Source organism: Pseudomonas tolaasii NCPPB 2192 (genome assembly GCF_002813445.1).
Classification (GTDB): Bacteria; Pseudomonadota; Gammaproteobacteria; order Pseudomonadales; family Pseudomonadaceae; genus Aquipseudomonas; species Aquipseudomonas tolaasii.
The window spans coordinates 6,596,932-6,616,895 of record NZ_PHHD01000001.1 but is presented as its reverse complement, the minus strand read 5'-3'; the positions used below and the strand labels follow the sequence as shown (position 1 = coordinate 6,616,895).

16 protein-coding genes are annotated in these 19,964 nt (G+C 51.5%); 5 read left to right on the top strand and 11 right to left on the bottom strand.

All coding sequences use genetic code 11. The features are described from left to right. Positions 1–735 precede the first annotated feature (735 nt). Complete coding sequence (locus ATI14_RS30265) at positions 736–1,233, top strand: hypothetical protein (RefSeq protein ID WP_130886756.1); 498 nt, start codon at positions 736–738, stop codon at positions 1,231–1,233. Positions 1,234–1,985: 752 nt separating this feature from the next. Here ATI14_RS30265 and ATI14_RS30260 read toward each other — a convergent pair. Beyond that, positions 1,986–4,754, bottom strand: a complete 2,769-nt coding sequence (locus ATI14_RS30260; protein WP_080520763.1) for a UvrD-helicase domain-containing protein — start codon at positions 4,752–4,754, stop codon at positions 1,986–1,988. A 295-nt stretch (positions 4,755–5,049) separates the two neighbouring features. Here ATI14_RS30260 and ATI14_RS30255 point away from each other — a divergent pair, with 295 nt between their 5' ends. Then, entirely contained in the window at positions 5,050–5,304 is a 255-nt protein-coding gene (locus ATI14_RS30255; protein ID WP_130886757.1) for a hypothetical protein, read from the top strand. Positions 5,305–5,843: 539 nt separating this feature from the next. Here ATI14_RS30255 and ATI14_RS30250 read toward each other — a convergent pair. The 8 genes from ATI14_RS30250 to ATI14_RS31325 all read right to left on the bottom strand — a co-directional run bounded on the left by ATI14_RS30250 (position 5,844) and on the right by ATI14_RS31325 (position 11,995). Continuing rightward, entirely contained in the window at positions 5,844–6,212 is a 369-nt protein-coding gene (locus ATI14_RS30250; protein WP_080519910.1) for a hypothetical protein, read from the bottom strand. 373 nt (positions 6,213–6,585) lie between these two features. Beyond that, a protein-coding gene (locus ATI14_RS30240) for an IS3 family transposase (protein ID WP_086004055.1) occupies positions 6,586–7,736 on the bottom strand; the annotation gives its coding sequence in 2 pieces (ribosomal slippage) (positions 6,586–7,502 and positions 7,502–7,736; 1,152 coding nt in all). 345 nt (positions 7,737–8,081) lie between these two features. Then, positions 8,082–8,393, bottom strand: a complete 312-nt coding sequence (locus ATI14_RS30230; RefSeq protein WP_080519913.1) for a hypothetical protein — start codon at positions 8,391–8,393, stop codon at positions 8,082–8,084. A 298-nt stretch (positions 8,394–8,691) separates the two neighbouring features. After that, complete coding sequence (locus ATI14_RS30225; protein WP_080519914.1) at positions 8,692–9,504, bottom strand: inositol monophosphatase family protein; 813 nt, start codon at positions 9,502–9,504, stop codon at positions 8,692–8,694. 201 nt (positions 9,505–9,705) lie between these two features. Beyond that, positions 9,706–10,110 (bottom strand): helix-turn-helix domain-containing protein, encoded by a 405-nt coding sequence (locus ATI14_RS30220; RefSeq protein WP_080519915.1) that lies wholly within the window; start codon positions 10,108–10,110, stop codon positions 9,706–9,708. 609 nt (positions 10,111–10,719) lie between these two features. Continuing rightward, a complete protein-coding gene (locus ATI14_RS30215; protein ID WP_080519916.1) occupies positions 10,720–11,310 on the bottom strand; it encodes a DUF6338 family protein in 591 nt (196 codons plus the stop codon). Between the two features lie 116 nt (positions 11,311–11,426). Beyond that, positions 11,427–11,759, bottom strand: coding sequence for a 4-fold beta flower protein (locus ATI14_RS32075; RefSeq protein WP_412071114.1), 333 nt, complete (start codon positions 11,757–11,759; stop codon positions 11,427–11,429). 89 nt (positions 11,760–11,848) lie between these two features. Beyond that, positions 11,849–11,995, bottom strand: a complete 147-nt coding sequence (locus tag ATI14_RS31325) for a hypothetical protein (RefSeq protein ID WP_010220512.1) — start codon at positions 11,993–11,995, stop codon at positions 11,849–11,851. 357 nt (positions 11,996–12,352) lie between these two features. Here ATI14_RS31325 and ATI14_RS30210 point away from each other — a divergent pair, with 357 nt between their 5' ends. From ATI14_RS30210 to ATI14_RS30200, 3 genes are all read left to right on the top strand, one after another. Beyond that, positions 12,353–13,231, top strand: a complete 879-nt coding sequence (locus tag ATI14_RS30210; protein ID WP_080519917.1) for a helix-turn-helix transcriptional regulator — start codon at positions 12,353–12,355, stop codon at positions 13,229–13,231. A gap of 160 nt (positions 13,232–13,391) precedes the next feature. Then, complete coding sequence (locus tag ATI14_RS30205) at positions 13,392–14,114, top strand: hypothetical protein (RefSeq protein WP_080519918.1); 723 nt, start codon at positions 13,392–13,394, stop codon at positions 14,112–14,114. Positions 14,115–14,211: 97 nt separating this feature from the next. Further along, on the top strand, positions 14,212–15,414 hold the full coding sequence (locus ATI14_RS30200; RefSeq protein WP_080519919.1) for an RES family NAD+ phosphorylase: 1,203 nt from the start codon (positions 14,212–14,214) through the stop codon (positions 15,412–15,414). Between the two features lie 520 nt (positions 15,415–15,934). Here ATI14_RS30200 and ATI14_RS30195 read toward each other — a convergent pair. Continuing rightward, positions 15,935–16,768: a hypothetical protein gene (locus ATI14_RS30195; protein WP_080519920.1), complete on the bottom strand. Its 834-nt coding sequence runs from the start codon at positions 16,766–16,768 to the stop codon at positions 15,935–15,937. A gap of 155 nt (positions 16,769–16,923) precedes the next feature. Then, entirely contained in the window at positions 16,924–19,890 is a 2,967-nt protein-coding gene (locus tag ATI14_RS30190; protein WP_080519921.1) for a TrlF family AAA-like ATPase, read from the bottom strand. Positions 19,891–19,964 lie beyond the last annotated feature (74 nt).

Genomic DNA, 19,964 nt, shown 5'->3' with positions numbered 1-19,964 from the left:
TCAGATAGGCGGAGTCCATAGACGAGGCAGTTTACTACTCTATAAAATATTAACACCACGAATTTTATTGAGGCTGCCGGTTTCGATGGGTTTTGTAACAGAAAAGCGTGATTATCTCACTCAACACATTCCATTACATATCGATATATCGTATTTTTGTTTTGTGAGCAAGCGGTGTTTGTGTTCGCATATGCTGGTATCTTTAGCGGAATCGCTGCTTTCTGAGTAGTACCCTTGAAAGAGAATTATAAAGGTCTGAGTTATACGCATAAATCGAAAATAAATAGCTTCGCGGGGGCACACGCTTGGACATGCCGGCAGAGCATCATCTGAGGGCGCATTGCTAATTAGCTAAAAAGCTAAGTTCTCTAGGCTTCTATTCCCGACGTGGCATTCACTCTATTTTTCTAGTCGAATGCAGGAAGCACTCGGAATGGTGAGAGGTTTAATGCTTTGGCTGAGGAGTTTGGTGTTTTAAGCCTAGCCTAAATAAGGGGTTGGAGGTTGGTTCGATGAAAGAAGACTCCTATCCAGCTTATAAATGGGTGGTTTGAAGCGGCGCTTCCTTAAGTCGTGAGCGGAATTGATGCGTGTGAATTGGGGGCTTTCGAAGCTCGATTAGTCGGTGTATTTATGCTTGCGTCCTTAAAGGGGGTAACCCCAAATCTGTACTGACAAGTTTTTACAGCGTTATAGCTACTAATTTAAATGATTTAAAACTTTGGTCTATAGTTAATGAGTTTTTTTGATATATTCAAGAGAAATAAAGTTGAAAAAGAAGAAAAGCGTTATCCAATTACTTCAGAGGGGACTGATGGCGTAGTTTTCATATGCTCTTTGATTCAGGAACAATTTTCTCTTATTACAATGTCTGGCGGTAAAATTCCGCCAATTCTTCATAGTTCTTCTAGTGGGAAGTTTGAGATTGATCAATGGCTTGCTGGGTATATCTTAGGTTTTTATGATGCTTTTTTGCAGTCTCAGAATCAGAAATATGACCCCAACGCTCTTGAGCTAATTTTTAGCGTATTTTACGGCGAAGAAGTCGCGGAAGAATCTACCAAACAATGTCTTTTAGCAACACTGACTCTAGGTGATAAAAGCGAGAATTTTTTCAAAATTGCTTTCGACGAATTTAATGACGGTGTATATGAAGGCGGAAATAATTTTATGGATTGGCGGGATAAAAAGATTCAAGCCCCGCTTGCTATTTATAAGAAGTATCTGTCTTAGTTTCCTCTAAAAAATTAGCTCTGTGCGCTTTGGACTTCATTGCTTAAACGCACAGCAAGCACACTACGATTTTTTGGGGAGAAGATATTTAACATTTTCACTAATGATCTGAAATCAGTCGCTCCCCATTTTTTCGATTTTCGCGTGGTTGGTGTCTGGCCTCTCAGTCGGCCGCTGTTGTTTACGTCACTATGACCTGCAAAGAGCAGTACGTATTTTCCATCCTGCACGCACTTATATAGGTACTTTTGCGACGCTACCTGCGTTTGCAGACGTCGATTGGATCCACGGGTAATTGGCAGGAGTACCGCGCAAAATCGATTCAGCACATCGCATCAGAGAACCTTTCCGCCGGAGTAACAACTGCGGATATCCTCCCTACCTGAATGACGCCTCCGACATGGAGTGATCAGCACCGAATCCTCCAAATTATACCGCGTACCATCGGTGCTCAAGAGTGCAGGGCGACCGGTACAAGGTGGTGAGTTTTGACGTCTTGAGCAGTTCGCAATCGTAAAATACGATAAAAACGCCATTCCTCTCCCTGGAATAGCTTCAGCCTTAGGTATATCGTGAGCTATGGCTGACTATTCCGCAGCTATCGAGAGAGCGTTTGTCGCGCACGAGCTTGGGGGCGACGTGGTTAGCGGAGGGGGATAGGTGCACGAATCGGAGAAATCTCATGAATAGCGCGTGAGATGGAGCAACTTCAAAAAAACTGAGATGCACGGTGCTAGCCCCAAGAAAATGGATCACCAGGGGCCCCTGTCCTTAGTCCCGGTACCCCGCATTGCGGTTCTCCGCTGTTGCTTAGGTTTGAAATTACACATTGGATAGCTAGAACATGAGCGGAATTGGCCATATGGGCCTTCCTTAGAGACGACCACTCCTCGTTTGCATAGAGGGCATCTGTCTTCATGGATGGGCTCGCCGCGAATACTGGTGACCTTGATGGCTCCCCCCTTAACCATTTCATCCAGAAACGGCGAGTTTTTTCCCATCACAGTGAACATCGCCACTGATCGGCGAGCCCGAGTCAGAGCCACATAGAACAGGCGGCGCTCTTCGCTGTGGGGGTATGTGTCGCCGGCTGGCATTACCAGTTCAAGCACTGAGTCGTCGCTTTTCAAATTCGGGAAACCGCGAGCCACCATACCAGGGAGCAAAACATATTCTGCCTCGTCACCTTTTGAGGTATGGATCGTTTTAAATTTAAGCTCGATCCGGTCGCCGAAATGATACTCCCAGCTATCTGGAACGTACTGCCGATCGTTTTTATAGCGCCCCAGAATGAAAACACTCACCTTGCCACTTTTGCCCGCAGGTACCTCTCCCACAATCAGTTTGTTATATAGGTTTTTTAGATACTGATTAATGGCATCTTGGATCTGGTTTCTGTCGAGAACCTGGAACGCTTGGAGCGCCGGGCCAATAGCAGGGGTTACCGACTTAACTGTCTTCTCCAACTGAGCTGGATTCGTTGAGACGAATCGGCTAGACACATCACATATCTCTTGCGGACACCGAAATGTAGTGGCTAAACGGTAGATTTGGCCGTGACCGAACCAGTCTTGGAAGCCTGTCATTACGGAGATATCCGCTCCGGCAAACCGGTTGATCGATTGCCAATCGTCTCCTACAGCAAACAAATGGCGACCGGGTTCCTCGACTAGGGCGCGGCATAGGCGAGCTCTGGCTCTCGAGGCATCCTGATATTCATCGGCCATTACAAGGCTATATGGGGACGGATGTCCTTGCTCCAGCCGTTCAGCCGCCATGTTTATCATATCTTCGAAATCGACTCCCCGCTCTTGGGCTAGAGCCGTGTTCCATCCGTCGATGACAGGGCCGGCAAGCTCAAGGAACGCTTCGAATCGATATTTGAATGATCCTGATGGTAAATCCAGAATGCGAGCTGACACCTGCTCCATACTCAGGCTATTACTTTTGAAATGCGTGATGAACATGCGAAGCAACTTGATCAAGTCGACATGCTCCATCGGTAGCGTACCCTTCGCGGGAATTGGTCGATCTGGGTTGGGATCTAGTTCGATACCGCGAGCGGTTAATTCCTTAGATAGATGATCGAAAATCTCCCCGACCTGTAGTTGGTGAGAGGTCGTCTCGATTAGGGCCGTGCCCAAACGTTTGTGTGTGTCGCGCTTCCAGACCACACCTTGCGAATAGTCTTTGAAATGCTCGGGAGGGTTACCCTGAGCATCTATAGCGAAATGTTCGTGGTAGAGATTGATTGCAGGGTAATAAAAATCGGGGAAATATTGACGGTGCATCGTCGTGGCGGTGTCGTGCTCGTAACAACGCTCATACTGGTATTCGACACCGTTGTAGAACAGCCAGTTAGCGATTATTCGCTCTTCTTGGCTTGCAACAAGCTCGCCGTTGAGTGACACGAGCCGGCCTTGGCCCTCTTTGTCCCATGCCTCAAACGACTGCTCCTCACCTGCCGCAGGTACATCGCGCCCTAGCACCAAGCGGAACATATCCCAATGTGTCCTGAACAATTCGGACTGATCTTTCAGGTCGTCGACTATGCTCAGGAGCTTCTGAAGTCCCAGCTGGCTTTCCACTGCCCAATTCGGGACATGAGGCTTACGGCCTGTGGCTTCAGCAATTATGGAAAGTCCCAGCGCATGGAAAGTCTTTGCCTCTATTTCCACGTCTTCGATGCCAAGCCGATTCAGTGACGCGGCGACCCGCGCCTTCAACTCGCCGGCTGCATCCTTGTTAAAGGCAAGCATGACAATCGACTTGGGCGGAACTAGCTCGCGGTGCAGGGCATAAACTGCCTTGGCAACCATGGTCGAGGTTTTGCCCGAACCTGCGGATGCGATGACTTGGACTCGATTGTCAAAGCATATGACCGCTCTTGATTGTTCATCCGTAAGAGGCTTGCTTTCGACGTTCGCGAACAGCTCCTTACATCCATCCAACTCCCTCAGCATGTGTGCGTTATTTCGTGCAGCCCACAATTCTTTCCAATCACACATCCAGGCGTCTAGATCCTGACGGACTGCGACGGAACGTTCGCCGAGAGAAGATTGAACATCGGCAGTCCGGAAAAGCTTGGTCAATGTCTCGTCGTCAATATTAAGAGTCGGTTTTGCATTAATGAGAGCTTCTTGCTTTTCGTAGGTCAGCCAGTGGTACTGTGAATCTGCATTGGCAATGGTCAACGCGACCTTATCCAACCAGATTTTTATGGATGAATAGCAGCTGTCAAATTGGCTGCACCTGGCTACCTGAAGCAGTCTCCCCATTTCCTGGGTCAGTGAGGGCTCTTTGGAGTTGGGCAAACCATCTAAGTGATACTCGCGGTCTTGGAAGAATGTTAAGTCCGTCCACAGCACCCCCCGATTGATCTCCATGCTTGCGAGGCTGTGGGGGAGTATTTTCACAGTGGCATCACGCAGCTTCAGCAAAAGATATCCATCTTCGACCCATAGGCGCCACGTCACGGATTTCGTCAGCAGCCGTCCCCAAGCGGATGCTCGCCATTCCATTGTCATCCCAATCCCACAGTCTCAAAAAAAGCGGAGTGTACCTGAGAGAAGATGTCCGATCTTCTCTCAATCCCGGTCGGATCCTGGTGAAGTTGTAAATGCGGATTCAGGCAGCTTCGCCCGTCGAGCTGAACGCAGGCGCGACGCGGCTCGCCAGTGCGTGTCATCTTTTGTTGACCTGCTAGGGGTACGGCTTGTACAAGCTCCGTTGCGTAGTCAAAGTGCCATCACTCTAGTAACATTGAGCTACAGGAGCTGGGGTTCCAGTTCGGATTTTTTCAACAGGGAGATGGTTATGGGGTTTTGGGATAAGGCTGGCGGACTCGCGTTGAAGGCCGGCGCCTACGCTGTGAAAGAGGTAAAAGCCGCTGGGGATCGGTCTCGGGAATATAAAGAGTTAATGCCAACCCTTGCTGATGATGAACTCCTTGCGGTTTTGAAGAAAGAGCGTAGTTCCTCCCCTTTGAAAGCTGGCGCAGCTAATAACGAGCTCAAAAATCGAGGTTATGATCAAGAGTCGATTCAACGAATCATAATGGCAAAGAATTAATTTGAGCTTGCTTAATACAAACTGTTTAATGGGGAAAAGCTATGTCTTGTAGTGCTTGTGGTGCGGGTAACCACACTCTGAGAAATTGTCCAAATGTCAATCGCTGCTCAGTTTGCAGTAAGAGTGGGCATAATGCGCAAACTTGCCCAGAAGCTCGCCGCTGCAGCATCTGCAACGGCAGAAACCACGACGCTAGAAACTGTCCCGTAAAAAAATAAGAGATTTCCACTTCGACGCGGATATGTGTTGCTGCGGATCGGCATAGCGTGCAACACAGTAGAGTCATCTGCCTTGGCCACTCTAGATGGCAAAGGCAGTTGCCTACTGACGGGGTAGCAGACATTCAAATCTTATTTGCTATTTGAATCAGCATCTGCGTCAGCACATATTTTAGTTAGGCGTCTGGCCATTAACCGCGCTGGCTGAATCAATCTCATAATCGCCGCTGACAGTTTGCTGCGGCGTAATGACATCAACAGCCCCCTTGTGCTTGGATCGAATTGCGGGTTCAACCGTCCAGCCAACGGCAGTTATAGGTCTCAGTTAGTCGCAGTGGTAGTGCCCGGCACAGGGCCTTCGCTGAACGTGTAGTTGATGACCACGTCATTGCGGATCAGGACGTCGAGCGTTTTCTGTGTGCCAGTGGTCGTCACCTTCATAGTCACCACGTAGTTCTGAGCATGGGCTGAGCCGTAGGTGTAGGTGTATATCCACTTCTCGTCAGTCTCGCTGACTGCGCTCTTGGCGTAAGGCTCGCCGAATAACGACTTCAGTTCTGAAATAGTTGTTTTACCCTTGGTAATGCTCGCTACACTGGCCGAAGGAAAGTCTCGGCCTGCTGTGTAGTTCGACGTAGCGCAACCGCCAAGTGCGAAACACATCCCCAATATTGCGATGAGCTCTTTCATATCTATCCTAGATCGTAGAAAGCTCCAAATCTAGCTGGCATCGAGGCGGAAAGCCATCACTAACTCGATCGCATGCATTAGTATTCTCCCGCAAGGCACTACGCAGAGGTGAGGAGATAGTCAGTAGGGCCAGGACATCCCCCGCAAGCGGTACAGCGGGTGATTAGGGTAAGCGCATGACCCCCCATCTAACCAGCGCTCCTACATCGATTTGACCGATACCACCTCCACATACTTATACTTTTTCCTTGCAGCTTTCATAGCCTCCTGCTCAGCAAGCAACGAACTCAACGTATCAACCTCGTGAATCAACTCGATCATTCTTCCCTCAAATTCGTTTCCCACCCGTAGCGTTTGAATCGCCCCGGGTTCTCTAGACACCTTGCAAGCTCATTGCGTGACGCTTTTCAAACTCTACCGGTGACAGCTGATTGTTGAAACCATGTCGACGTTTTGAGTTGTAGAACATTTCGATGTAATCGAACACATCGCTACGAGCATCTTCCCGTCTGGTGTAAATTTTCCGCTTGATCCGTTCTCGTTTCAGAAGCTGGAAAAAGCTCTCGGCCACGGCGTTGTCATGACAGTTGCCTCGACGACTCATGCTTGCAACCAAATTGTTTGCCTTCAAAAAACTGCGCAAATCGGAGCTGCTGTACTGGCTGCCCTGGTCGGAATGAACCATCACCTCTTGCTTCGGTTTACGCCTCCAAACCGCCATCAACAACGCATCAATAGCCAAATCACTGGTCATCTGCGCCTTCATTGACCAGCCAACGACCTGACGAGAAAACAGATCCAGCACCACCGCCAAATACAACCAGCCTTCATACGTACGAATGTAGGTGATGTCGGTGACCCAAACCTTGTTGGGTTCTACGACATCGAACTGGCGCTTCAGCAAATTGGGTGAGGCGACCGCTGGCTTACCGCCGTACTTTCCAGGGCGGCGTCGATAACCTGTCTGAGAGCGCAGCCCTTCAAGACGCATCAGCCTTGCCACACGATGGCGCCCGCAAACTTCACCGACCTCGCGCAGATCGTCATGGATTTTGCGATAGCCATAAACGCCGCCGCTCTCCAGCCAGGAATGCTTGATCAAACCCAGCAGTCGCTGGTCGTCTTTAGCGCGCGCAGATTGCGGCTCAGACAACCAGGCGTAATAGCCGCTGGGATGGACTTTCAGCGTCAGGCAAAGCCGTCGAATGGAATAGTCGCCGGCTCGCTGCTTGATAAAGGCGTACTTCAACCGCACTCCTTGGCAAAGTACGCGGCGGCCTTTTTTAAGATGTCTCGCTCTTCAGTAACACGCTTTAGTTCGGCTCGCAGACGACGCAATTCAGCGTGCTGATCATCGTCTTGCTGCCGTTCTTCTTGAGGTTTGCTGTAGCGCTTTATCCAGGCATAGAGGCTGTGCGTCGACACGCCGAGACGGGCCGCCACATCAGCGACAGGCAGCTTCTTTTCGGTCACTTGATTGACCGCTTGTATTTTGAATTCTTCGGGGTAACGCGGGTTGCTCATGGCACCTCCTAATTGGCCTCAGTTTAAGGCAAAGAGGTGTCTAGGAAACCCGGGGCGATTCACTCCCCAGATCCCCGTCCGACCATACTGCAGAGATGAAGCGAGACTTCTGACCGAGGTTCCACTCCAACCCACGCGCCCACGATGGAACGGGCATGCCCATAACGAATCGCGCCGCCCACGGAAACTGCTCACGAACGGAGGAGGGGTCTAACAGATACTTTTCCCAATGGCCGACCAAGACCTCGAGGGGACAATGACTGACGGTCGTGGGCAGAACACGCTGCGGCATATAGATGCGCCTGTCTGATATTCCGCCGTCGGCGTAGCGTTTAAAAAAGGAAGTCATGGTTTTCCTGGGTAGCTCAGGTTGGTCGAAGTATTCGGGTAAGTACGGGCGCAACGCCATGCATCCATCGTTGCAATGATCAGAAGATCTCGATCCATGGAGATATCGATCTGGCCGCTATCGGCCAATGCATGTGCATAGCCCTCGGCATAGGCTGCCGCTTTGTTGAATTTGGATGTGCAAGCTGAGGATTCGATGTAGCCGATCAGCCGCACCCATGTGCGCCGCTGGCGGTTGCCGAAAATCGTGAAGGGGAACGATAAGGCCCGGTTCAGGCGCTGTGCGAAGTCATGTGTAGAGAGGGTCAAAGCCGTCGCTCAAAAAGGGTACTTACCCATCACAAACGGTTGGTTTCGGAAAACCTTGAGCCTGAAGCGATGTTTTTTGAAGAAATACATGTTTGCCCAAATGCTGCAGCTGGGACTGATGTGTTACTGGACTGTCACGTCAGGCAAGCGGAGCGCGCAGGCACGAAGATGGAAGCCCGGAGGGGCAAGATAGCCATTGAAAATGGCTGGCTTGATTCACGACAGCTGGCCCGAAGGGCGTGCCAAACGCCGGTCTGCAGGAATAAGCCGTCTGACTGAATTTTGCATGCAGTCAGCATTACTCAAACACCCTATTCCAGTCCCGTTTATTCAGCTCGCTACAGGCATCTGGTGCTCCACCGAATACACGTCCAGATACCTTCGCCATGGTGGCCTCAGTCGTATATTGAATTGGAGTCCCATCCTCCCCAATCAGCACCCCCTTGGCACCACTCAACAGCGCATGACCAGCCACGACATCGTGAGCGCTGACAGGGTAAAGCGAGATACCACAAACCCCGTCTCCTGCGGCAACTTTAGCGAGCCGATATGCAATGGATGGCATGGCGTAAAACTCTGCCGGCGCGCACAGCTGGTTATTGATATCGGGCTTGTCAGCAGCTGCAGCGCTAACCATCACGGTGGACGTCTCGGAAAGTTTTTGATCAGAGAGGTCGACGACGATGCGATTGTTATTTCTGAGCAGATGATCCATACCCTTTGCCCAGGCAATGCAGTCAGAAACTCCCGAAGGCGTAACAGGGGCGTGCACCACTCCAAGGATAGGCTTGCCGTCATGGAGCAAGCCGACGGATATGGCAGAGCCTGCGAGGCGCCTCAAAAAATCGATGGTGCCATCGTTAGGGTCGACCACCCAACAGAATGGATATCCAGTAAGAATATGGCCTGTTTCCTCGCCCCACCAATCGCAATCCACGAGGGCCAGCAGTTCGGCCCGGAGCAGGATCTCAATCTCGACATCAATCTCTGCTTTATCTCCTGATCCTCTCCGTCCACCTGGACGTACACATTCCTGTGCCAATAAAACACCCGCTCGCTCTACGGATTCGATCACTTGGTGGAGAATGTGCTGCAGCCATTGATTAGTCATGGGGATCTTTCGAGTTAATTAACAGGGGGAGCTGAGACCTCTAGACGAGCGTACACCTACCTTCTAGCCGGAGCTGCGATTCAAGCCATAGATCGAGGTCGAAATTGCGCATTACTAGGCCTACTGGGGCTTTCCATAGGAGTGCTACAACACCTAGCCGTGTGTGCCGTCGGCTCACGACAATACGGCAAGGTGAGGCGTCTAGTCAGCGAAGCAGAATTCGACTTGCTGGGAGTTGGGCACTGAGCGATTACTTGATGGCTGAATTGAAGGACGTGGCATCCGAAACTTATCACCTGTCGAAATCATCAGGTTTTTGAGAACGCCCTCTTGGGCTAGATTTGCCAACTCCTCTTGGGTACGAAGGAGCAAATCGCCAACGGACTGCCCAGACTCTGCGCAAAGCGTAACTGCCACCAATGTCAGAGGGTTCAATCTGAGTGGGCCACTCAACGCCGTGATCATCTCTAACGTGGGGCTCGACTGGGCACGCTCCAATTTTGAGACGTATGTTCGACTGCTGACTTCGGCGAGATTTCTTTGAGTCAGTCCTTTGCCCGCGCGCACCGCTTTAAGCACGGCAGCAAACGCAATTTTGAGCGTCATAAACACGTTCCTGATGAGCCAGTCCCATTTAGCGTGGTTACGCCGGTGGAGCCATTCTAGGCATCTGACGACTAATACGGTACGTCTGCGCTCGATGCAGGCTAGCGATTATGTATGAGAGGGGAGCGGGCCTGCATACAATTATCCAGGCGGGCTACCCATTAGGACGTCGGCTTCTCGCTATGAAGCTGCGAGCTGATCTTCTATCGTTTTTTAGGTGGCGGCGGCGGTGGAGGCGTGGCGGCAGGTCTTTGGCTGGTTGTCTGTTTGCTGATGCCGTCATTCACATGAACTCTGCCGCCAGATTGGTTTGTCATGGGATTACCTTTTGGTGGGTGGTGGAGGGGCCTTAGGTGGAGTTGCCGGGCGCTGAGCGAATGGCTTGGGTGGATTTGAATGTCCGCCACTCGGTTTGCGTGGTTGGGGCGATATACCTCTTTCCTCGTACATTTCGACCTCTATTTTTTCGGCGCTTTAGGGGGAGCAGGCGGTGGCGCTGAGGGACGGATGTTTGCTGGTGCAGGAGGATTAACATTCATTCCCTCATTACCAGTTCGCTGTTCAAGCACGTGATGCCTAGGTTTATTTTCGTTATTCACTTCTGATCTCCTACTCTAGAAATTCGACTAGGTACACATCGCTGTTTGCAATCAAATAACTCTCGATGCCGGGCGTGTCGACCCACTCATTCTCTTCGTTCATCCAGCTCGGCTGTGTAATGAGGAAGTGCCCATCTTTAGGCTCGGTTGGCCATACTGCCGGGTACCCGAATAATCGCCGTCCATCAAGCAGGGTAAGTACCACGCTTTTGCCTTCGCGTTTGCGGAAGGCATAAATCCACTCGGGATACGACGAGCGAGACGTCAAGGTCAACCACCTGCCAAATCTGTACAGGTAGTCGTGGTTCGAAGCGAAGGCTAGCAATAGGCCTAGAGATGCCGCCAAGCCTATTCCCCAAACGCCTTCCACTTGAACCGTCCACTGCCCCAGCCGAAAATGATGCTCGCCGATGTAGAGCAGCACGGGCTTGATGCCTGACACGAGCATCGTGATCAGCCCGGTGCTGATCAGTGCTTGAACTGTGCGCTCAAACTGCCCGGGCCTTTTAACATCGGCCAACCAATAGAAGATCATGGTGGTCAGAAAGCCAGGAACAAGCGTCTGTACCAATGGGATGATTTTCGTTGCTAGATCTTCCATTGCCTGTCTCTCTTACTTGATTGGGCGGATGCCTGAATCATCCGTTGGCTCAAAGCCGGTGCTTACACCGCTATCGTTCTTAACCATGGCCGAGAGAGTAGGCATGTCATCTCTTATCAAGAGAAAAACTCATCTCCAGGTATCTTTGATTGAAAGAGACGCATCAGAGCATAAAATTTCGGGCGCCTTCGACATTTGAGATATCGCATTTGCTTGGGGCCCTTCGGTGGAGGGGGGAGGAGCCACATCTTCATCGAGCCACCGCCTGACTCTGGTGTGCGTAGGACGATGTGTCCGTGATTATCGCGAATGTAGCCATTCGCTATAAATCCTAGATGTAAGCCTGGATAGGAGTAGACCGAACCTTCGTGAAAGTAGGCGAGTGGACGGCCACAGTATGCGTATAAGTGCTCGTCGTCATCTGTATACGCGATCGGCTTGTGTTGCATATCATAGAAATCTAGGCTCATGAGGCTCTTCATTGCAGCGATGGGAGAACAGGGCACTTGCGTGCCCCGAGCTCTGTTAAGCAACCAAATTACTTGGCTGCTTTAGGGCGAATGACGATACGAAACGGCTGACCGTTTGCACGTCGAATCACCTTCCCGGTTTTGGTGGTGATGGTCATGCGATAGATGACCTCACCCTCCTCGTCGGGCTTTTCGAACATCTCAATCTGGGACATAAAATGTCTCCTGCTGAGGTAGGCTCAAACACAGAACTCGCTCCCTTGCGAAAGGAGCCCACAGGGGCTACCATCGCAAAGCTTTCTTCAACGAAGCGCGAGAGACATCTGGAGTCTGTTCAGACGTCTTTTCCCAAAGGCCGGTCAAGGTGCGAACTTGATCGGCTTTTTTGTTTCTGGCTTTCCACCATCTAGTCCAATGCAGGCTCAGAAGCCTCCTCGTAGCGCTAGTGATGAATATGTATCGGTGCTATTTGCATAGCCTATCATCATCATTTTGATGACGTCAACTGCTCATGTGTTATGCTGGGTGAAAGGTGACGGGCTTGACCGACTTTTAGATTCGATGGAGATGACATGATTGATTTGAGCGAGTACAGCCAAGCGCAACGGGAGCGCCTGGTGTACATCGATTTCCGCCTGTACTTCACAGGGGCCGTCTCACGTGCGGATCTCATGGACAGGTTTGGCGTAGGCGCCGCTGCGGCCACTCGTGATTTCGCTCAGTACAAGGACGTTGCCCCCCAGAACACGGAACTCGACACGGTAACGAAGCAGTATGTGATGCGCGAAACATTCTCCCCTTTGATCGCACATGCGTCTGAGCGAGTTCTCACTGCGCTTTCGCAGGGGTTCGGCTATGGCTTGGATTCATATGAAAAGCCGCTGATCCCCCACGAGTCGGTTTCGTTGCTCAGCAAACCTAAGGTAGAAGTTTTAGCGCCCATCACCCGGGCAATACACCTTAAGCGTGTCGTAAAAATCAGCTACACATCCGGTTCAGGTCAGTCAGAGCGAACCATCGTACCGTTCGCTATTGGTTGTGACGGTCTTCGCTGGCACGTCCGGGCGTTTGATCGGAAACGTAAAAAGTTTGCAGACTTCGTTCTAACTCGAGTGGGGCATGCTGAGCTTCAGATGGGGGAGAAAGCAGGAGACGAAGAAACGCCCAAACACGACGATCAGTGGAATCGGATGCTTGAGTTACCTATTGTCCCGCATCCCGATAAAGACTCTACAGAGATCGTGAAGCGTGACTACGACATGCTTGATGGGGTGCTCAAACTACGCGTGCGCGCTGCCATGGCGGGCTACGTATTGCAGCAGTACCATGTCGACTGCTCACCTGATCACAGCATCACGGACAAGGCTTACCGACTATGGCTCAAGGATCCTCTGGCGCTTTACGGAGTAGAGAGCTCCATGTTCGCTCCTGGCTATCAACGCCCTAATTGATCGTTTGCCCACGTCGATGCAGTATGGGCTGAGCCGGTGTGACCCAACTACAGACATTTTGTTTCTCCGGTCGGGAATAAGAGTGCCTTGCCCGGGCTTTCAGCTTTGGCGTGGCACGCCTCCTGGCGAGATAGTGTTCAACGATATTAGGAAGATCCGCATGGAAGCAAACCTGCGCCGTCTGCTGCTGGCATTCGAGGATTGGCTGGTACGTGAAGGGCTTCTGGGCGACGCGTTTTTTCTCTCGCCGACAGAGTGGCAGTTGCGTGGAGAAAGCTGGTTGAACGACGCCGTCCACATTTTGGTGTTCGATAGCAGTAGCGTCCATTACATGCTGAATTACGGGTGCGATCTAACGGAATTCGATGACATCTTCGAGAGCTTTGGCTTTTACTATGAAATGGGGCACAGCTGGAATTTGGGCATCTACCCGATTGAGGATTACGACTTTAGTCCGACACCGGCGCTATCTACATACTCGCATCTCCTTCGCGACCCTCGCTGGAAGCGAAAAGCAGACCTAGTGAAGCAGGTAGCTGAGCATAAATGCCAAGATTGCGGGGCTGCCGGCAGGCTTGAGGCTCACCATTGTTACTACGCCCGTATGAGCAACGGATTTCGGCCATGGGAATACCCGATCAGTTCGCTTCGGGCATTGTGCCCTGAGTGTCACGAAACTCGAGAAAAGGTGGAAATGGGCTTCCGAGCCTGGTCTGCAAAGCTCACTCACCAACAGCTCGTGCAGCTCCAGAATGGGGTCAACCATGCAGGGCACTGGGTGGGGAGTGATGAGCTTCTTGAACTACTTAATGAAGCCACTCGAAGTGAGTGTGAAGAACTCAAAGAGCTGCACAAAAGAGTGATGAACAAGCCTACCCCTTAGCATCCCTGCAAGCCCGCAAAAGCGGACATCAACTTCTGAGCTTGAGCGTTAAAAATAGATAACTTTTCGTGGCTGGTAGAAGGAATGTCGCTGAACTATGGAAAAAGTCGTCTGTTTTAAGTGCATTAAAGAGTCCTATCTGGAGCGCCAGATCAAGCGCAAAGGTTCGTCTACGTTGTGTACTCTGTGTGGGGTGAAGCGTAAATGCCTTCCTCTCTCAAGTATCTCCTACATGGTAAAAACGGTCTTGGACGGCTACATATGCGAAGGTGACTACTACCGGCGCTTTAACCCACACCTTTCGCAGGAAGGTGATGACCCCGAGTTTTGGATTAGCGAGGTTCTAGGTTGCGACAATGTCGAGCCTATAGTCCAAGCGATCTGCAACGACCTTGAAGGGTACGCCTACAGCCGAGATACTAACTATGTCCGCAGACCATCTCTTCCCGATGGTATCGGTTGTCAGTGGGTCGAGTTTCAAGAAGGTATGCTGCATGGCAATCGCTTCTTCAATGATGGCGCACGAAAATTTCTGGGTTGGCTGTTCGACGGACTAGACAGCTATCCTAGTTCATCGCAGGACAATGCCATCGTAAGGTTGCTGGCATCTGAGACCGCACCGCCAATTTTCCGAGCACGTCCATGTACCTCGTCTGACGAAATTGATTCCATCTCGGCTGATCCAGACCGCAACCTGGGAGCCCCTCCGAAAGACAAAGCTAAAGATGGGCGCATGAACCCAGTAGGGGTGCCTGCGTTCTACGGTGCCTTTGATCGCAACACTTGTGTGGCTGAGCTACGGCCGCCAGTTGGAAGTGATGTTATAAGCGGGGAGTTCCGCCTTAACGGAGCTGTCAGGGTATTGGACTTTGGACGTTTTGCGGAAGCCGATCTGGGCGCGCACCCTAGTTTTTTTGAGCCCAATTACTTCCTGAAGGCCGGGCGACGAGACTTTCTTCGCGCCTTGCACGACCAAATCACAGTTCCAGTGATACCGGGCTCTGGGAAAAGCTATCTGATCACTCAGGTCATCGCTGAATACCTTGCGACGCAGCATTTTCCTCGTTTTGATGGCGTCATCTTCAAGTCAGTTCAAAAACCGGGTGAGCAGAACATCGTACTGTTCTCGCATGTGGCATCACAGGAGACCTCTGTAATGCAACCTGTCAATGGTGGGTACATGATTTTGGGGCCTAGAGAGTCATTGGGCCCTCAGATAGCATTCGTGCCTGGTAGCTTGGTTATACATACCATTACGGGCGTCCACTATGAGCAAGACGATTATGCACTTGGAACATAGTCTGAAGGCTTACGGTGCGGTACGTGACCACCAAGGTGATTAGGGAGGCAATATGCGGGTGAGCTATGATGATCCAGATAATATCTACTGGGTGGCGCCTTAATCAGTACCAGGTGGGGCTGATATAGAAGGTCGCGCTCGCTCACATTGGAGCTTCTGGGCTTCATTAAACGGTTCTGGATCTACTTCATGCCTTTGGGCTCCGACCTCCGCGCAGTCAAATCAAATACCTCCGCCGTTAGTGGATTGGGTGGACGTACTCCGCGTGTTAGAAAAAGCTTTCGCGGAGGCCGGCACCGGGATGCCATCGCTTGCTGCATTAACCCGAATACATTGCGTTGCTCTCACGCCATGGCCGGCACCTGGGAGACAGTTTTCTGCACTTCCTACCGCTGAAAACGCTGACATCAGAACTACGTGATTATCGTCTTGAGCATGACCCAGGTATGTGATTACGATCATCGGTGCCCCATTCGCCGGTATGAGGTACTGGAGTGTCTGGGAAAGGCGGTATGGTTCCTCACTCTCCGTTTGCAAGACGATTTAATATTGCCCTGGCGGTCACCAGCGCTATATGAAGCCGCATGGTTGAATGATCTTCATCAGAGAGGCCTTTGTGCGAACCATCTGAGTGCAGCATTTTCATCAGCCCGTTCAGCATCCCTTTCCCATCCTGATTCCATTCGGCGCGGTTTTCGGATAGAAATTCGCACTTGGTCAAGGCTTGAAAACCGTTATTCAAGCTGGGGTTCGGTGGCAGCTCAGCAGATGCAATCTGCGTCGCTATCTCCAGAATGAGGCTCTCCATGAATGTCCTGATCTGAGCGTTAGCAGATGCCCAGTCACCCCTTGTATGCGCGTCGATAGCCTGATCAAGATGACCGCAAGATCTGGCGAAGCCAAAATGCTTCAGGTGCAAGTGCACCAGGTCATCGCCAGCAGGTAAGTCCACGTTTTGTGGCAAGCTTCGCCTCAGCCAAGGAGGAGTGCCTCGCCCACAATCTCCCGCATCCCATGTGACAGTGAACCCATCCCGCGCCAGGCAGCGCTCGAACGGCTCTTGATCCGCAAGTACGGGAGGCGAACTCATGAGCCGAACTGCTTCCCGGACGAGGGCTTCGCCATGTGTCATCTGTCCTTCCCTAGCCCAGAAAACAAGCTCCGCTCTGGCCAGGAGCGTCTGGTTGAATACCACTCTTTTCTTGGGAACCGACAGCTCACTTCCCGACGGTACCCACTGATCCAGATCAAGACGCTGCACCATCAGGTCAAAGCCTGCGTTTGTTCCTGCTTTCTCGATAAAATCTGATGCAGCCAATAGGGTCTGACGAGTGAAATGTAATTGCTCAGACATCATGTACTCCAGCGATCATTAGTTACTCTGCAACCGAGTCAGGCTGTAGTTTTTAGACTCGCGACTGGGCTTGCTTGCAAACAGCGTGGATAACGCCAAAGTGTTCAAGCTGCCGCTCGCTTACAGGGATCGTCATCGAGCGGCGACTTGAGCAACTATCGTGAAAGCCGAACTCGCAATCGACGAGCGCGCTCCTTAAACGCGGTCTCACCTCCTTCGAGAATCTCGCATACCCGCTCACGTATCAATCTGTCCTCCAGTCCGCCCGATAAGTACGTGATTGAAGGCAGTTGCCCGCTACCATGAGGGCCGCATTCAGCGATGATGATTTGGTCGGCATCCGTGTTCACGACAAGGTTGGCATTGTGGGTCACGATTATGACTTGTCGACTCGACTTGGCGGCCATGAACAATGGGACGAGATCGTTGTAGATTGACCTGGGGTCGAGGTTCTCTTCTGGCTGGTCAATGATCAGCGGCCGACTGTCTTTCGCATCGAGCGAAAGGTATAGCAGTAACAGTACAATTCCCCTGGTGCCAGGAGAAAGCTTCTGGATTTCAACTCCGTCGTAATTTATTGCGTAGCGAACAGAAATATGGTCGGTGCCGTACAGCCATTGAGCCAGGCGTTTAGTCCACCTTCGATACTCCGCGATATCCGATGTGGCCACCGGCGCATGCTCAACGAGCTGCTCCTGATAGTTCTTAATAAATTCTCTTAGCGCCAAAAGTACGGACTCGTCATCTCCATAGAGCCAAGGAGTATTCAACGATTCGAGCACTTTTTCGCGCAAGGTGCCCTTGCCTCTGAAAGGGCCCTTTCTAGATAGGTTGAGCAACGACTCACCCTCGGCTGACCAGGCTTCAATGTCGACGGTTCGGGCTACCGAAAAAGAAAGCTTGTTAAGAGTCCCTTGGGCACTTTCCAATCGCTGTTTGATGGGTGAATAGAGCTCCTGGAGAACTTGCTCCTCAGCAACGAGGGCAGAGAAAACGCGTTTGTATGAGTCACACCGTTCACTCACCAAGACTTCGAGACGTTGGGAGGCCCCGACATGGTCGGTTAACTTCTCCTTGCTGGCCCGCAATAGCTCAGTTTCCGTGGTTATTTTTGTTGATAGCTCTTTAAATCGCTTAGAGGTGTCTTGGTCGACGCTGACCAGCTGCTGGAGTCGATCAATTTCTGCCTGCAGCAACGAGAGAGTGCATTCTTCAAGCTTGGAGCCTTCAGCAATAAACTCGTGTTGAAGGTCTTCATTATGAGCAGGTGGTGTTCCTATCCATGCGTCTCTGTTCTTTTGAGCCTCGAGCAACATCTTCGACAGGATGGCACCGACGTCGCCTTCGTAGTCTCTGAAAAAAGCACTCCACTCATCATTCCCCAGACCACTTTTGGTATGGCGTGCTTGGATGTCTCTAAGATCACTGGGCGCCACGACTTGGCGAACATTGTTGACCTCATCCTGCATGAGGAGAATCTGCTGCTCTTGGGCTTTGAAATACCTCACATAGCCGGCAACCTTTTCTGAGGCGGCGGTCAGTAACTGCAGTCTGGACAGCCTGACCTCTGAGCCCTTCGCAACAAGCTTGCTTCTGTCTTCGGTTAGCCGTTTGACCAGCGAATCTTTTTCCTGCACCTGCGTGGTCAACTGGGGCACGAGGCTGCGTTTTTCGAGTTCGGTGTTTATTCTCTCTGACAGACTACCGAGTGATTCTTCTTCCCGACGTCTTGCCTCTCGATATCGCTCAGAACGGATATCTCTCAGGTCATTGAAGCTGATGGCACCCTCACGTTCGGTGGGGGAGTGCGACTCGTAAATTACGCGCTCGACCTCTGCCAGGAGGCCGTCCGTCATACCATCGGCTGAGCAAAGCTCTTCCACGAATTGCTGCGACAGATACCGAGCTCTTGGGTACACGAACTCATCGTCAGTCGTCTGGTTGAGCTGGATGGCCTGCGTGTCACCGTTGTACCACGTGATTTTCACTTCAGCATTTTGTAGGTGGTCTCGGGCTCTCACCAAGAACGAGTGGCCGGTAATTGCGCTGCCTCGTGCATCACAACCTGCCGCCAAGATGTCAGCCAGAGCGGTCTTGCCTGATCCTCTTGCGCCTACCACGGCAATCAGGCCCGGGTTCAGAGCCAAGGATGGTGTCTTGAGCCAAGGTGCATTGGTGATGTCGACTTGGGAAATGACCTCGGAGGCATTCCCATAAGGCGGTGGTTCCTCTCCAATGAAAGCCCTGCCTGCCGGATCGATACAAGCTTGACGGAGCGTGTCGAAGGTAGGACTTCCCTTGAGCCAGGTAAATCTTTTCCCATCAGGCGCTCCAGTCTTGGCAGTTTGATGGGCATCGCTGCCATGCAAGCACGGCTTCAGGCCGTTGTACCGCTCAACCAAGTTCTCTGCGGATAAAGCTTTTCTACCTAGCCAAAAATCCCTTTGATTCGGGTTGGAGGCAAAAATGACATGCGCGAATCGCTCGATTTCCTGGCGCAATACCTCATCTGCACCTTCTTTCAGCGCGGACGTACCATCATTCTCTTTTGCTGCGACTGCGATGATGATGTTGGCTTGTGCCCACTGGCTGTTTTTGTGCTTGTCCTTCAGCTCCTGAAACGAAACCTTGAAGCGCTCAGCACCATGGCGCAGGGCCGTTTGGTCATCTTGGATATCAGGGTTCGCTCGCTTCCCAAGCCTTCTCAAATCGCTTGGGGTGCACCTGAACTCGTCGTCGAAAGCCTTGAAAGTAAGCGAGGCAAGAAAGCGCTCTAGCTCTTCTAGGTGATTTTCTTCATCGGGACACACCAATAGATGGGCGTTGATCCAGGATTTTGCAGTTCCTACATCGAAGCGGATTTCTACATTAGGAAAGAGCAGTTCGCAGCTTGCAAGCCTGCCCGCCTGCTTGTGCTCAACCAGCTGTCTGTAGGTATCAAGCAGATAGTAATCCGTCACCGCGATCGCGCTAATGGTGGGAAAGGCGTCTTCAAGGGCGTTTAGATATCCCTCCCAATCACCTTTGAACTGATCGTTGAACAACGTGCCTGGTGCGTGGACGTGGGGATCCCATCGAAGCCAGCGAGATCCAGAGGAAAGAGGCTTTGGTTCATTCTGCATATTTACATCCTAGTAGGCAGATAGGAGACACATTGCGGCCACGGCACCAACCGCGCGGAGCGCGAGCATGAGCT